The 13176-nt window shown below is 57.9% G+C and carries 16 protein-coding genes; 9 read left to right on the top strand and 7 right to left on the bottom strand.

Annotation, left to right across the window (positions count from 1 at the left end; translation table 11 throughout):
* Positions 1 to 835: 835 nt before the first annotated feature.
* On the bottom strand, positions 836 to 1828 hold the full coding sequence (locus QP324_RS05875; RefSeq protein WP_284815028.1) for a pseudouridine synthase: 993 nt from the start codon (positions 1826 to 1828) through the stop codon (positions 836 to 838).
* Between QP324_RS05875 and QP324_RS05870 the strand changes: the two genes are divergently transcribed.
* From QP324_RS05870 to QP324_RS05855, 4 genes are all read left to right on the top strand, one after another.
* Positions 1827 to 1970: a hypothetical protein gene (locus QP324_RS05870; protein WP_005325337.1), complete on the top strand. Its 144-nt coding sequence runs from the start codon at positions 1827 to 1829 to the stop codon at positions 1968 to 1970. The genes QP324_RS05875 and QP324_RS05870 overlap by 2 nt on opposite strands.
* A gap of 41 nt (positions 1971 to 2011) precedes the next feature.
* On the top strand, positions 2012 to 2911 hold the full coding sequence (locus QP324_RS05865) for a universal stress protein (protein WP_005325338.1): 900 nt from the start codon (positions 2012 to 2014) through the stop codon (positions 2909 to 2911).
* 119 nt (positions 2912 to 3030) lie between these two features.
* Positions 3031 to 3279, top strand: coding sequence for a GlsB/YeaQ/YmgE family stress response membrane protein (locus QP324_RS05860; RefSeq protein ID WP_005327014.1), 249 nt, complete (start codon positions 3031 to 3033; stop codon positions 3277 to 3279).
* Positions 3280 to 3357: 78 nt separating this feature from the next.
* The gene (locus QP324_RS05855) at positions 3358 to 3966 is read left to right on the top strand and encodes a TetR/AcrR family transcriptional regulator (RefSeq protein WP_005327015.1); all 609 of its coding nucleotides are present in this window, start codon (positions 3358 to 3360) and stop codon (positions 3964 to 3966) included.
* Here QP324_RS05855 and yidC read toward each other — a convergent pair.
* Entirely contained in the window at positions 3923 to 4867 is a 945-nt protein-coding gene (gene yidC / locus QP324_RS05850; RefSeq protein WP_284815025.1) for a membrane protein insertase YidC, read from the bottom strand. The genes QP324_RS05855 and yidC overlap by 44 nt on opposite strands.
* A 33-nt stretch (positions 4868 to 4900) precedes the next feature.
* On the opposite strand from yidC, the gene QP324_RS05845 reads away from it, so the two are divergent.
* Together QP324_RS05845 and QP324_RS05840 are read left to right on the top strand one after the other, a co-directional pair.
* Complete coding sequence (locus tag QP324_RS05845; RefSeq protein WP_284815023.1) at positions 4901 to 5563, top strand: class E sortase; 663 nt, start codon at positions 4901 to 4903, stop codon at positions 5561 to 5563.
* A complete protein-coding gene (locus QP324_RS05840; RefSeq protein ID WP_005325347.1) occupies positions 5563 to 5715 on the top strand; it encodes a hypothetical protein in 153 nt (50 codons plus the stop codon). The genes QP324_RS05845 and QP324_RS05840 overlap by 1 nt, the downstream gene beginning before the upstream one ends.
* On the opposite strand, the gene QP324_RS05835 is transcribed toward QP324_RS05840, so the two are convergent.
* The gene (locus QP324_RS05835; RefSeq protein WP_284815022.1) at positions 5712 to 6248 is read right to left on the bottom strand and encodes a DUF2020 domain-containing protein; all 537 of its coding nucleotides are present in this window, start codon (positions 6246 to 6248) and stop codon (positions 5712 to 5714) included. The two genes, QP324_RS05840 and QP324_RS05835, sit on opposite strands and share 4 nt — an antisense overlap.
* Between QP324_RS05835 and QP324_RS05830 the strand changes: the two genes are divergently transcribed.
* Both QP324_RS05830 and QP324_RS05825 read left to right on the top strand, forming a co-directional pair.
* Positions 6247 to 7410, top strand: a complete 1164-nt coding sequence (locus QP324_RS05830; RefSeq protein ID WP_239282353.1) for a sensor histidine kinase — start codon at positions 6247 to 6249, stop codon at positions 7408 to 7410. The two genes, QP324_RS05835 and QP324_RS05830, sit on opposite strands and share 2 nt — an antisense overlap.
* 37 nt (positions 7411 to 7447) lie before the next feature.
* Entirely contained in the window at positions 7448 to 8086 is a 639-nt protein-coding gene (locus QP324_RS05825) for a response regulator transcription factor (protein WP_040425341.1), read from the top strand.
* Here the strand turns inward: QP324_RS05825 and QP324_RS05820 are convergent.
* The gene (locus QP324_RS05820) at positions 8083 to 8379 is read right to left on the bottom strand and encodes an Lsr2 family protein (RefSeq protein WP_308768357.1); all 297 of its coding nucleotides are present in this window, start codon (positions 8377 to 8379) and stop codon (positions 8083 to 8085) included. The genes QP324_RS05825 and QP324_RS05820 overlap by 4 nt on opposite strands.
* A 201-nt stretch (positions 8380 to 8580) precedes the next feature.
* Positions 8581 to 9213, bottom strand: coding sequence for a DUF6474 family protein (locus QP324_RS05815; RefSeq protein ID WP_284767268.1), 633 nt, complete (start codon positions 9211 to 9213; stop codon positions 8581 to 8583).
* A 69-nt stretch (positions 9214 to 9282) separates the two neighbouring features.
* On the opposite strand from QP324_RS05815, the gene QP324_RS05810 reads away from it, so the two are divergent.
* Complete coding sequence (locus QP324_RS05810) at positions 9283 to 10716, top strand: TM0106 family RecB-like putative nuclease (protein ID WP_284815017.1); 1434 nt, start codon at positions 9283 to 9285, stop codon at positions 10714 to 10716.
* On the opposite strand, the gene QP324_RS05805 is transcribed toward QP324_RS05810, so the two are convergent.
* Together QP324_RS05805 and QP324_RS05800 are read right to left on the bottom strand one after the other, a co-directional pair.
* Entirely contained in the window at positions 10703 to 12001 is a 1299-nt protein-coding gene (locus QP324_RS05805; RefSeq protein WP_284815016.1) for a copper oxidase, read from the bottom strand. The genes QP324_RS05810 and QP324_RS05805 overlap by 14 nt on opposite strands.
* A gap of 10 nt (positions 12002 to 12011) precedes the next feature.
* Complete coding sequence (locus QP324_RS05800; protein ID WP_284815014.1) at positions 12012 to 13163, bottom strand: MFS transporter; 1152 nt, start codon at positions 13161 to 13163, stop codon at positions 12012 to 12014.
* Positions 13164 to 13176: the final 13 nt, after the last annotated feature.

Genomic DNA, 13176 nt, shown 5'->3' with positions numbered 1-13176 from the left:
AGCCTGCACACGCTGATGGTACTGCAACCGGGAGGTTGTGGGAGAGTAAGTCACCGCCGACACCAAACAACAAAACAAAACTCCATAATGAAACACAAAGGGAAGGAAACGGTAAGCAACCGTCTCCTTCCCTTTTTTGCGTTTTGCTAGCCTCAACAGCATGAACCAAGCGCAAATTTCTACCGTGGTGGATCAAGTAGAGCAGGGGATGTAGTGTGGGTCTTATGACGCTACGTGGGGTGACAAAGCTCGCGGCGACGTAATGGGTCAAGCCCGTTACCACTCAATCGATCGCATTTCGCCGGATGGGGAGTAAGTGGATAGTACCTAATTCGCCTGGACTTTTGGCAAATTATGACACTATACATTCTCTATCGGTCTTAGAGACTAAATCGCTGGGAAAACTCTGAATTCGATGGTCTTAAGAAGGTTGCGAAGAGCGTCGCGGTCGACGGAACATGCGCGTATGCTTAGGCGTATTCGCATACTGAGGAACTGCACGCGCTATACTGGCTCAACGTGGGGATCACCCCTGCGCCAGGATCGTTGATTTCAAGAAAGGGAAAGAGATGGGGAACCAACGAAATAGAGCACGAATTTACCTTTTATTCGCTGCGGTTTGTACTCTATTGTTTCTTATGTCGGTAATTATCGTAGGCAACGTCGCACTGAATTGGATTTTCGGCATCGCTGCCTTATCGGGGTATTTCATGAGTGTGCTTCAAATGATGGTCGAAGCTAGGAGTGAATAGCTGTCCGGGTCAGAACTTTGGTAGTGCCTTCTACAATTTGATGCGAAGTGCACTCGAATTGATCATTGGCTATCCGGCCTAGGTTATTGATTCTCTACTAGGTGGTGCGTGTAAAGAGGTAGATCGGACTCGAATTGCCGAGGCTTTCCGCTAATAGGGTCGGTGAATTCGATATGGGTCGCTGTGAGATGCATAGGAATACGCATGTCCTCTGCTTCTTCGGGAAAGATTTTTGGATAGACGGGATCACCCAGGATGGGTACGCCGGCCTGCCACATATGGAGACGCAATTGATGGGTCTTTCCCGTTGTTGGTTTTAGCGTGTACTTGCCCAATCGCGGCAGGTCGCCGTGGATTTTTTCATAAGGGGTGTTGTCTATTCGCTCGACTGAAGCGAGCGTGGTGAATGCGTTAGGGCGACCGTCGCCGATTCGGCCCTGGATTTCGCCTGGGGTTTTGGTGAGGTGGGAGGCCCACTGCAGGGGCGTCGGAAAGCGGCGATATTCGGCGATCGCCTGATAGGTCTTCTGTACCTTCTTTTCCGCAAAGAGGGTCTGGTAGGCGCCGCGGACATCGCGGTGTTTGGTGAATAGCAAAATTCCGGAGGTAAGTCTGTCTAGGCGGTGCGCCGGTGCGAGCTCGGCGTTTCCTGTCATTCGTCGGAGCTGGACTGTAGCTGTCTGTACGATGTGGCGTGCGCGTGGCATGGTTGCCATAAACGGCGGCTTATCGGCGACGAGGATATGTTCATCCTCGAAGAGAATGGGGACGTCGTAAGGCACCGGTGTTTCGGGTGCCGGAATGCGGTAGAAAAAGACGTCCTCGTCGTTGCCTAATATTGAGTCCGGCCGAAGCTTGGTCTGATTGCGTAGGACAACCTCGCCAGAGTCGAAGCGCGCCTGGAGCGCCGAGGCGTCGTCGTCGGGGTGTCGATGGCGTTGTGCCGAAATTACTGTACTAAGAAAATCCCAGGCCGTTATGCCTGCCTCGGGAGTGCGCACGCGGGTTGGATTCAGACCGTCTTTAATCGGCAAAGGCGTGAAACCTTTTCGGCGATGTATTAATGTTTTGTCCATGGATTTTAACTCTCTCATTGAACCGGTTGTTGCCTTTTTCTCTGAAGGTATTGGTGCCGTAATTCGCACCGTCCTGGAGTTTGTGTACACCGTTATGTTCCCGTCGAATTCCGAGGCTGCAACCGTCAACCCTCAAGCCTAATCCGTACTACAATTAAGGTATAACCACCGAAAGGACACATCATGGCTAAGGAAGACATTGTAGTCGTTGCCGTTGACGGTTCGGATGCATCGAAGAATGCAGTACGTTGGGCCGCAAATACGGCTATGAAGCGCGAGATTCCACTGCGGATCGCATCTAGCTACACCATGCCACAGTTCCTGTACGCAGAGGGCATGGTTCCGCCAAAGGAGCTTTTCGACGACTTGCAGGCCGAGACCCTCGAGAAGATCGAGGAAGCTCGCGCCATCGCTCATGAGGTGGCCCCGGAGTTGAAGATTGGTCATACTGTGGCCGAGGGTTCCCCCATCGACATGCTGCTAGAAATGTCGCACGATGTCACCATGATTGTCATGGGCTCCCGCGGCATGGGTGGCCTGTCCGGCATGGTGATGGGTTCCGTTTCTGCTTCGGTTGTATCCCACGCCTCTTGCCCAGTGGTCGTCGTTCGCGAAGATAATCATGTTACGGATTCCACCAAGTACGGCCCTGTCGTCGTTGGTGTGGATGGTTCCGAGGTATCGCAGAAGGCCACGGCTTACGCCTTCCGCGAGGCACAGGCCCGCGGTGCTGCTTTGATTGCCGTGCATACTTGGATGGATATGCAGGTGCAGGCTTCCTTGGCGGGTCTGTCGGCCGCCCAGTCCGAGTGGGCTGATATTGAAAAGGAGCAGAGCGAGCTTCTGACCGAGAATCTGAAGGAGCCGCGCGAGGAGTACCCAGAGGTTGAGGTAAAGAAGCTCATTACCCGTGACCGTCCGGTGAGTGCTTTGACCGAGGCTGCAGAAGGCGCGCAGCTATTGGTTGTTGGTTCGCACGGCCGCGGCGGCTTTAAAGGCATGCTCTTGGGCTCGACCTCTCGCGCACTGTTGCAGTCCGCACCGTGCCCGATGATGGTTGTCCGTCCGGATGAGGAAAGCTAGAGACTGCTATTCATAGAGCGCTTCGCCCACAAGGGCGGAGCGCTCTTGTTGTGCGGAGCTTCCTTAGGTAGTGTGCGCTCGTGTACGCTAAGGTATACCCGCTAATTTAGGAGGAATTTATGAACTTGGGTCTGGGGCTTATCAGCTCGATTGTCATTGGTATCATTGCCGGCTGGCTGGCAGAGAAGATTATGAAGCGCGACCACGGCCTGCTGACCAACCTTATTGTTGGTGTGCTGGGTGGCATCATCGGTGGCATGATTATCCACTTCCTGAACATTGAGGAAGGTGGATGGATCTTCTCCTTGATTGCCGCTACGGGTGGTGCTTGTATCCTGTTGTGGATCGTGGGGCTCATCAAGAAGTAGCCCAAATTTAATTCGCGTACAAACCGGTTTGTCTATAAAGTATAGATGAACCGGCTTTGTCGTTTTAGAGAGGAACCCATGGCAGAGAAGAAGTCGCGCCGTAATCGGCCCAGCCCGCGCAGCCGGCTGCTGGAATCGGCGACCAAGCTTTTTACCACCGAAGGCATTCGTGTCATCGGAATCGACCGCATCCTGCGCGAGGCGGATGTGGCTAAAGCTTCTTTGTACTCTTTATTTGGTTCCAAAGATGCGCTCGTTATCGCTTATGTAGAAGCTTTGGATGAGAAGTTTCGCCAAGATTGGGAACAGCGTACCGCGGAGATGACGGATCCGGATCAAAAGATCCTTGCCTTTTTTGATAAGGCGATCGAGGAAGAACCCACGCAGGAATTCCGCGGATCCCACTTCTTAAATGCGGCCGGAGAGTATCCGCGCCCCGAAACCGAGGCGGAACACGGTATCGTGGCTGCCTGCGTTGAACACCGTAATTGGGTGCATTCCACTCTGACGGCCTTGCTAACAGAGCGCAACGGTTACCCATCGTCCTCGCAGGCGAGCCAGCTGTTGATTTTCTTGGACGGCGGCCGTGCGGGTGCTCGGCTCACCAAGGAGATTGGGCCGCTGCAGACGGCTCGCGACCTGGCTACTCAGATGCTTTCCGCTCCCCCTGCTGATTATTCGATTTAAGGTATTTTCGCGCCTCCATACGTAGCTGGCTAACCCGCTTCTTCTCCTCCTTGGAGAGGGTGGGTTCTTTTTCGCGCTTGCGCCAGCGGCGAATGCTTTCGCGGCGCATAGCGTGGACATCCTCAGTAAGCGGGTAGTCGCGGTGCAAAATGATCTCAAAGATAGCGGTTTGGATCAGCATGAAGAGATAGGCGCAGCCCCAGTAAAGAATGATTGCTACTGGGATAGGTCCGGTTTGGGCTAGGTGCCACAGGAAGAAAGGGATTACCAACAGCAAAAAGCCCATGAGTATGAAGACGCGGCGGTTAACCTTCTTATCAAACTGAGTGGTGCGGAAGCTTCGCACGAGGGAAATCACCGAGTTTGCCATGGTAAAGGCGATGGCAGCAATGAGGATGGGGTTGATGAGATCGCCGTGTTCGCGGGCGAAATCCGTCAGCGGAGCGCCGTAGAAGGTGGTTTCGCGGAAGGCCGAAACATCGGAGGCATTGAGCATGCCCACGGTGGTGGAGCCGCGCTCAATATTCGACATGCGCAGGAGCACTTGATAGAGGCCGATGAAGGCCGGAATCATGACGAGCGGGGGAACACAACCAGCTGCGGGGTTGTAGTTATAACTCTTCATGAGGTTCTTTTCCTCTTGCATGAGCTCCGCCATTTCCTCGGTGGTGGTGGCGTTATTCATCTGCTTTTTGATGCGGTTATTCTCCGGGCGGATGAGTGCGCCGATGCGGGCGGAGCGTACGGAAATCCAGTTCAGGGGAACAACGACGCCGCGCACGGTGATAACCAGCAGGATGATGGAAATCAGCCAGGCGGTAGATTCACCGACGAAGCTGCTGATGAGCCAGTGCCAGAATTTCATGATTCCAGAAACCGGGTACATGAAGACTTCGTACATGCTCAACCTTTCATGGGCAGTATGGTTTAAGGCATGACTAAAGTTCTTGGGGAACTCATGCTAACCATTGGCGTGGTTCTTTTACTCTTTGCATTCTATGAAGCCTATTGGACAAATGTAGAATCCGGTCAGCTGCAGGAGGAAGCGAGCGCTCACCTCGAAGAGCAATGGCGCAATCCGCGGCAGAAGCTGGAGCCGGAGTTGGGTGAGGCTTTCGCGCAGCTCTACATACCCACGTTCGGTTCCGACTACCGCTTCGCCATTATTGAGGGCACCAATGAAGATGACCTGCTGCGCGGCCCGGGCCGCTACGTGGATTCCCAGATGCCGGGAGAGATGGGCAACTTTGCGGTTGCGGGCCACCGCGTGGGCAAGGGGGCTCCCTTTAATGACTTGGGCAAGCTAGAGACCTGCGATGACATCGTGGTGGAGACGCAGAAGGAGCGAATTACCTATCGCGTATTGCCCATCGATGGCGAGCAGGCGGACTGTTTCAATGGAATTCCGCTGGAGTATTCCCATGTGGCTGGGCGGCATATTACGACGCCTGGCGACGTCTCGGTGACCAACCCCGTGCCAGAGTCGGACGCCGATCCGAGCCGCGAGATCTTGACCTTGACCACGTGTCACCCGCAGTTTTCCAACGCGGAGCGCATGATTGTGCACGCTATGGAAGTAGAAAAAGAGGAGAAATAATGTATCGCGCTTTGTGGAATCTCTTGCCGGGGCCGACGCCGGTGAAGGCCATCTTGGCCATTGCTATTGCGGTGGGAGTCTTCTTCCTACTTATGGAGGTTGTATTCCCGTGGCTGTCGCCGATGATGCCGTATAACGACGTCGCGGTCTAAAGACCCAAGTTGGCGATCGCTTCGTGGGCGATTTGCTCTGACTTAACGGTTTGTTGCTGGTTGCTCCACACCAGCACCGCGTGCGTGTCCTTTTGCACCGCGTACACGGCGTGCTCATTGACTACGCCCCGGCCACCTTCCCAGCCGTCGAAGGAGGCGGGTTCGGTGGCGTCGATAGGCGCGGCCCAATCCACTGCGGCGCGGGCGTCCTCGACCGTGGGCATATCGCGCACGATGACGGTGGCCTGTGGCTCGTCCTGGTAGGACCAAAAGACGCAGGCCGGGGTGGGAAAGCGCGTGTCGATGCCCTGCTTGGTCAGGCGCTGGCCGTTGGTTTCTTCGAGCCAGCCGGGGCCGATGTAGGGGCAATCGCTCCAGTCATTGACTTCCGCGGTTTGGGCGACGTTAACCTCCGGTTTCTCCGAAGCCTCCGGAGTCACCGTGGTGGTGGGTGCAGGGGTGGGCGCGGATGAATCGCAGCCGGCGATCCCAAAAGTGGCTAGGGCGAGTAGGGGAAGTAGGCTTTTGCGCATGAGCTCCACAATAGACCGGGATACCGACGCGCTGCGCACCGGCATCCATATCCTGACCGCTGGCCTGCTGGTGGTGGGCATTTTTACCTCCGCGCGGATGCCGCTTTCGCAAGCGATCATCAACCTGTTGCTTTTGGTGGGCTTTGCGGCCGTGTATTTCGCTGGCTCGGTATACGGGGAATATTGGGCAAGGCCGGTGCGCTACCTGTGGCTGTGCATCCTCTCGGTGCTGTGGGTGGCGGATCTGTTCGTGGCCCCAGCGGCAATCTATTTGGTTTTCGCGATGTTCTTTTTGTACCTCACGGTGCTGGACATGGCGGCGGGCATCGCGTGCGTCATCGTTGCCTCGATCATCACCGTGGTGGTGCAGATTCCGCAGGGTCTGACCTTCGGCGGCGTCATGGGGCCGGCGGTCTCGGCGCTGGTGACGATAGCGATCACCTACGCCTTCCGGACGCTGTCGCGGATGAATAAAGAGTTGATTGAAACCCGTTCGCAGCTGGCAGCCACGGAGCGCGATGCCGGCATGGTGGCCGAACGTCAGCGCATTGCGCACGAGATTCATGACACCCTTGCCCAGGGACTATCTTCCATTCAAATGCTCCTGCATTCGGCGGACCGGGATCTGGATAAGCAGGACGCGGACAAGGCGCGAGAGCGCATCGAGCTGGCCCGCAGGACGGCCGCGGATAATTTGCACGAGGCGCGCGCCATGATTGCTGCCCTGCAGCCGCCGACGCTCAATGAGGCATCCCTTGAGGCCGCGTTGACCCGTATGGCGGAAAATTTCGGCGCTACCGGAGATATTCACGTCGAGGTGGAATCCGAAGGAGAGGTACAGCAGCTGCCCATGAAGGTAGAGGCGGCGCTGCTGCGGATTGCGCAGGGCGCTGTGGGGAACGTCGTCAAGCATGCAGAGGCAAGCCGTGCCCGGATCACGGTGACCTATGAGGGTGACGAGGTGCGCCTGGATGTGGTGGATAACGGCAAGGGCTTTGATCCGGCCGCGGTGGAAAGCACCCCGGCTGGGCTCGGGCATATTGGGCTGGCCGCAATTAGGCGCCGCGCCCAGGAGCTAGGTGGGGAGGTCATTATTGAATCCGCGCCGGGGGAGGGCACTGCCGTGTCAGTTAGTATGCCCTTAGGCAACCGGGTAGATTAAACTTTTGGTTGACAATGACATCGATAGGAGGAATGTCGTGATTCGGGTCCTATTGGCAGATGACCACGAAATCGTCCGCCTGGGTCTGCGCTCCGTGCTTGAGGGCGCAGAGGATATCGACGTCGTAGGGGAGGTCGCTACGGCCGAAGCTGCGGTGTCGGCAGCGCAGGCGGGCGGCATCGATGTCATTTTGATGGACCTGCGCTTCGGCGCGGGTGTGGAAGGGACCCGTGTTATGGGCGGAGCGGAGGCAACCGCGCAGATTCGCTCCGCGATGGCCACCCCGCCCAAGGTCCTCGTGGTTACCAACTATGACACTGATGCGGATATCCTCGGCGCTATCGAAGCCGGTGCCGTGGGCTATTTGCTCAAGGATGCACCACCGCACGAGCTGCTGTCCGCAGTGCGCTCGACTGCGGAGGGTGATTCGGCGCTATCTCCCATCGTGGCCGATAGGCTGATGACTCGCGTGCGTACGCCACGCACCTCGCTCACGCCGCGTGAGCTCGAGGTCTTGCAGCTGGTAGCAGCGGGGGCGTCGAACCGGCAGATTGGCCAGGACCTCATGCTGTCTGAGGCCACGGTAAAGTCCCACCTTGTGCACATTTATGACAAGTTGGGCGTGCGCTCGCGCACCTCTGCTGTGGCGGCAGCGCGCGAGCAAGGCGTGCTTTAATTAGCGGCGTTATGCGCCTCGATAACGTCCTGGGGGATCTTTCCGCGGTGCGCCACTGGCAGGCTTTGGGTGCGGGCCCATTCGCGGATGTGGCTGGGGCTTGCCCGCTGCGCATCGAGCGCGGGGGCTATGCGGGCGGCGTCCACGTAGGGGGCGAGCAGATTATGGAAATGCCGCGCGTTATCCGTGGAGAGATCGATAAGGTAATTTTGACCGTTTACGCTGAAGCGAACGACTTCTAGCTGGTCTTCAGGGAATAGGGTGTGGTCCAAATCGTCGTAAAATTGGGTCACTTCACGGCGGGACGTATTTCCTCCAATTTTAAAAATTGCACCAAGTACAGGGAGCATAAACGGTGTTAAAGGGGTAGGGCGGTGAGAAGATTATCAGCAACTTTTTCTGGCCGAAAATACTTTTCCCGAAAAATCCCGGATCTTTATAGAAAATAATAAACGCCACCACCGAATAGGAGGCGGTGGCGGCGTGTATCTCTTTTACTGGGCCAGGCGCTGCTGGATTTCCGCAGTAATGGAGTCAATTTCCGAGCTAATGGTCTTGTGAGCGCGGCGACGCTGCTGTTCGGTCATGAACTCGGCATTATCGATGGCGGAGTCTACTTCTTGCAGACGGTCACGCACATCGCGTTTGAAGCCGGCCGGAACGTCCGTGTTATCGAGGGAGTTGCGGATGCCGGCGGTGCGGGCCTTGAGCGGCGCACCGTAGCCGGAGAAGGAAGCCATCTGATCCGAGCTCACGCCCGCCTTAGCGGCCTTGCGCTTTTCGCCCTCGGTCTTCAGGCCCACGTAACCGCGGTAGAGGAGCGGCAGCAGCAGGGGTGCGGCGGTGCGCAGTGCACCGGCATAGCGCTTGATGTTATCGGAGTTAAAGCGGCCGGCCTTGAGCTTGGCTAGCTCGTTCTTGGCCATCTTCTCCTCGTGCTTGCGGCGCTTCTTAAGGCCCTTTTCCTCCGACTTAATGAGGTGCTTTTCCTGCTTGGCCAGGAGCTTTTGCTGGCGGCGGCGGTCCTTAGACTGGGCCTTTACCTCTGCCTTGGCGCGGGTTTTGGCGGCCTTTGCCTGTGCGCGTGCTTCTTGGCGGGCCTTTTTAACTTTCTTCAGAATGCTCATTAAATTTCCCTCACGTTTGATCGAGTGTGGATTCAACTTTACCTTGCCGTTCTATTAAGCTCACCCGGTGTGGAGGATGTGGTTGTTGCTTCGGATCTTGTGGGGTGCCGCTACCGCTTAGTGCAGCGGCGCGCGCACCCCGAGATGCCGCGTACCCATGCCTCGATTGCCCGGGCGGAACGCCACGCGGCCGCAGCGGAGGCCGTCATGCAGATGTTTCCCCGCAAGGGCTCTGGCAGGTTTCGCCGCATAGATCTGGAAGGTGATGAGTGGGAGCGCTCCATGCGCACCCTTGAGGCCTTAGCTTCCGGGTATACGCACATCACCAACGCGGTCTTCGCCACCGCGGAGTGGATGGTGCGAGTAGATTTGCTGCTGCGCGAGGGTGATAAGTACACCCCAATTATCGTGTCCAATCACCGTGTGGCCCGTAAGAATGACACCAAGACGACGCCGGCGGTACCCACCCATCGCTTGGGCCTGAGTGAGCCGCTTGAGGCGCCGTATAAGCTGCGCCATCATGCGGTAGATGGCTACCGCTTAGCGTTTGCTGCCCGTGCTTTGCAGGATCTCGGGCTCGATTCCGGCCGGGGCGGGGCCATCGGGCAGGACCGCACCCGGGCATTTTTTACGGAAACAGCGAAGTTTGATCTGGAACGCGCCTGGAATCAGCCGCTTCCTACCGCGCCGGTGCGGGTTAAGGAGTGCGCGAGCTGCCGCTTTTGGTCCTTGTGCGAGCAGGAGCTGGTGGCAGCGGATGATATTTCGCTTTTCCTGTCCGGCGATCGTGCTAAGCCTTACCGCGAGCGCGGGATTACTACCGTGCAGGCGCTTATTGACGCCGACCTGGGCGAACCCTCCCGCCTTGCTTCTGCCTGGCGCGCCGGGGAGGTGTTGCTGCGCCGCGGCGACGTGCACGTTCCGCGTGCGGACGTGGAGGTAGACGTGGACATGGAAGCTTACCTGGACCAGGGCGCGTACCTATGGGGAGCCTGGCACGACGGCAACTATGTCCCATTTGTTACGTGGGATCCGTTGGGCGGGCGCGCCGAGGCAGAGAACTTTGCGGCGTTCTGGCGCTGGTTGATGGATGTGCGTGCTAAGGCACATGCGGAGGGCAAAACATTTGCTGCATATTGCTACTCGTCCCACGGTGAGAACCATTGGATGCGCATGTCCGCGCAGCGTTTCCGCGAGGTGGATGAGCGGGAAGTAGAAGAGTTTATCTCCTCACCGGAGTGGGTGGATATGTTCGCCCACGTCAAAAGATCCTTCGCCGGTCCCTTCGGCCTAGGCCTAAAGGTAGTCGCCCCAGAAGCGGGTTTTACCTGGCCAGAAGAAGACTTCGACGGCGAAGAATCCGTGAACGCGCGCCGCGAGGCGCTAGCTGGTGACCTCGTGGCGCGGCAGCGCTTGCTGGACTATAACTCCGGCGACGTCCAGGCCACCCGCGCGGTCCGCGAGTGGATGGATGCCGGCGCGCCGGGTACTACAGCGCTGTAAATAGGGCGTAGATGACCGCGAGGATCGCTATGCCCGCATAGACCTGGTTCCATTCTGGCCCGGGCTTCGGATCCGGACCCTCCGCCTTCTTCATCAAGACCTGCTTCTGGGCCTTGACTGCCCGGGAGATGAGCACGGGGTAGACTGCCAGGGACAGGATGCACAGGAGGGAGGCCACCACCTTAAGCAGGGAAATATCGGTGCCGATCCAGATGAGCAGCCCGCCGTTGACAAAGGTGGCGCGCAGGAGGCCGAGTTTGTCCAGTTGCTGCAAGCCCGCCCGGACGGCAGCGGGGCCGCCGCCCATGGTGCTGGGCAAGAGGTAGCTCATCACGCCGATGAGCAGTTGACCGGCAAACCCCACTAGCAAGGCGAGGGTGGGCAGCGCCGGCTCGGGCATAAAGAAATGCTGCACCGTGTAATACACCAAAGACAGCACCAGCCATAGCGAGGCCATGAGCACGGAGACCGAGGCAAAGGTGATGCGATCGCGCGGGTCCTTAGCCACCGTCAGCACATTAGCGAGCCACTGCTGCAAGCTCAGCGCCCAACCGCAGCAGTAGGCGATAAGTCCCAATTCGGGGAAGCCGAGGAAAGCGCCCCCGATGGTGGCAACCACACCGACTGCGAGCAGTGCAAAGGAGGAGTGCATGTGGCGATTAATACCTTGGGTCCGCCAGATGGAGGGGAAAAGGATGGTGAGAGAACCGGCCGCGGCCAAGCCGATGAATCCGCCGATATTGGCGGCGATATGGGCGAGTAGCAGCGTGGGATGGCCGGGATAGACGGCCAGCAGCCCGCCAAAGATGGCACCCACCGGCAGGCACAGGGCGGAAAGTACATAGGCGCCCACTACGGGGCGGAAGCGCTTATCTTTGGCACCGCGCCATTGCTGGAAGAGCGATACCGCATGCCAGAGCATTATCAGTGCAATGAGCGTGGCGCCCACCTGGGTGACAATCCAGTGTTGGGACCAGAACTCCATGAGGATTTGGCCGATTAACACGAGGATGATTCCGGCATTGAGGCCGTAGATGCGGGCTAATTGGGTAGGGCGGGCAGACTCGGGGAGGCGCTGTTGGGTGAATTTCTCCGTGAGGTGCTGGGACCACACGATGATGCTATTGCTTACCAGTCCGAGGGTGAAGAGGTGGATGAGTACCCACCGGTAGTTCGGGACCAAGGTATGCGTTGCACCCACGAGGATGAAAACCATCATCCATAGGGAGACGGGACGGGAGGCCTTGCGGTGCCATGTCCGCGCCGACCACTTATTCTCAGGCATAAAACCGATTTTAGCCGGATTTAATCTTGGTCCAAGTCAGCGCAGTAAGGGCGAGGGCTACGGCGGTGAAGAAAGCAATGAAGAGGGGCCACGATAGGGCGTCGAAAAGCAGGCCGGCACATGCGCCCACCACAGAAGAGCCAAAGTAATAGCAGAACACATACATCGAGGAAGCCTCCGCGCGGTCGTGGGTGGCAATCTGGCCCACCCACCCGGAGGCGGTGGAGTGTACGGCGAAAAAGCCCACGGTAAAGGCGATCATTCCGAGAAGCGTCAGCGGAAGGTTACCGGCACAGAAGGCGATGCCCACAGTAAAAAGTGCAGCCGAGCCGCACAGGGTCTTCCCGTGGCCGATCCGCGCCACTAGCGCTCCAGCCCGAGCCGAGGACCAAGTGCCAGAAAGGTAGAACAGGAAGGCCAAGCCGGCTAGCGAAGGGGTCAGCCCAAAATCATCGATAAGCCGGAAGGTTAAGAAGTTATACATGGAGACGAACGTGCCCATGGACAGGAATGCGGTGAGAAAGAGCAAGGCCAAATCCCGGTTGGCCCAATGGCTCAAAAGTGCCCTGCTTTCGGTCTTGAGATGGATGGATTTAGGCCGGAAATTGCATTGGGTAGGAAGCAGCAGCCACGATGTAATGGCAAAGGCGAGTGAGACCAGCGCCGAGCCGAAGAGCGCCCAGCGCCACGTGGAAATCTCCACCAGTCCGGTGGGAATGAGGCGGCCGGTAAGGCCACCGACGGAGGTGCCTGCAATGTATAGGCCCATAGCCCGCGGCAGGGCTTTGCCATCGAGCTCTTCAGAAAGCCATGCCATTGCCGTGGCGGGGGCGCCGGACAGCAGCGCACCCTGCAGGCCGCGTACCACGATGAGCTGCCACCCCTCCTGGGCGAGGGGAACAATGAGCCCCACCCCGGTCGCGGAAACGGCCGAAATAAGCAGGATGCGTCCGCGGCCGAAACGCTCGGAGAGGATGGATGCGGGCACCACACATAGGGCCAGCGCGCCCGTGGCGGCCGATACGGTCATGGCCGCCTCGGTGGAAGAAAGGCCCATGTTGTCTACCAGCGTGGGAAGAATGGCTTGGGTGGAATACAGGCTGGAGAAAATAGCCAAGCCCACCAGGAGCATGGCTACCGTTGCGCGCCGCGTTCGAGTCATGTTATTTAGCCTG

Origin of the sequence: Corynebacterium sp. UMB0012, assembly GCF_030216265.1 — a bacterium.
GTDB lineage: Bacteria > Actinomycetota > Actinomycetes > Mycobacteriales > Mycobacteriaceae > Corynebacterium.
Note: the sequence above shows the minus strand (reverse complement) of the source record. Positions and strands in the feature narration are given on the sequence as shown.

Coding starts and splice junctions, on each gene's coding strand:
- QP324_RS05870 (WP_005325337.1), top strand. CDS start 1,827: ATGGATTTTAACTCTCTCATTGAACCGGTTGTTGCCTTTTTCTCTGAA.
- QP324_RS05875 (WP_284815028.1), bottom strand. CDS start 1,828: ATGGACAAAACATTAATACATCGCCGAAAAGGTTTCACGCCTTTGCCG.
- QP324_RS05865 (WP_005325338.1), top strand. CDS start 2,012: ATGGCTAAGGAAGACATTGTAGTCGTTGCCGTTGACGGTTCGGATGCA.
- QP324_RS05860 (WP_005327014.1), top strand. CDS start 3,031: ATGAACTTGGGTCTGGGGCTTATCAGCTCGATTGTCATTGGTATCATT.
- QP324_RS05855 (WP_005327015.1), top strand. CDS start 3,358: ATGGCAGAGAAGAAGTCGCGCCGTAATCGGCCCAGCCCGCGCAGCCGG.
- yidC (WP_284815025.1), bottom strand. CDS start 4,867: ATGTACGAAGTCTTCATGTACCCGGTTTCTGGAATCATGAAATTCTGG.
- QP324_RS05845 (WP_284815023.1), top strand. CDS start 4,901: ATGACTAAAGTTCTTGGGGAACTCATGCTAACCATTGGCGTGGTTCTT.
- QP324_RS05840 (WP_005325347.1), top strand. CDS start 5,563: ATGTATCGCGCTTTGTGGAATCTCTTGCCGGGGCCGACGCCGGTGAAG.
- QP324_RS05830 (WP_239282353.1), top strand. CDS start 6,247: ATGAGCTCCACAATAGACCGGGATACCGACGCGCTGCGCACCGGCATC.
- QP324_RS05835 (WP_284815022.1), bottom strand. CDS start 6,248: ATGCGCAAAAGCCTACTTCCCCTACTCGCCCTAGCCACTTTTGGGATC.
- QP324_RS05815 (WP_284767268.1), bottom strand. CDS start 9,213: ATGAGCATTCTGAAGAAAGTTAAAAAGGCCCGCCAAGAAGCACGCGCA.
- QP324_RS05805 (WP_284815016.1), bottom strand. CDS start 12,001: ATGCCTGAGAATAAGTGGTCGGCGCGGACATGGCACCGCAAGGCCTCC.
- QP324_RS05800 (WP_284815014.1), bottom strand. CDS start 13,163: ATGACTCGAACGCGGCGCGCAACGGTAGCCATGCTCCTGGTGGGCTTG.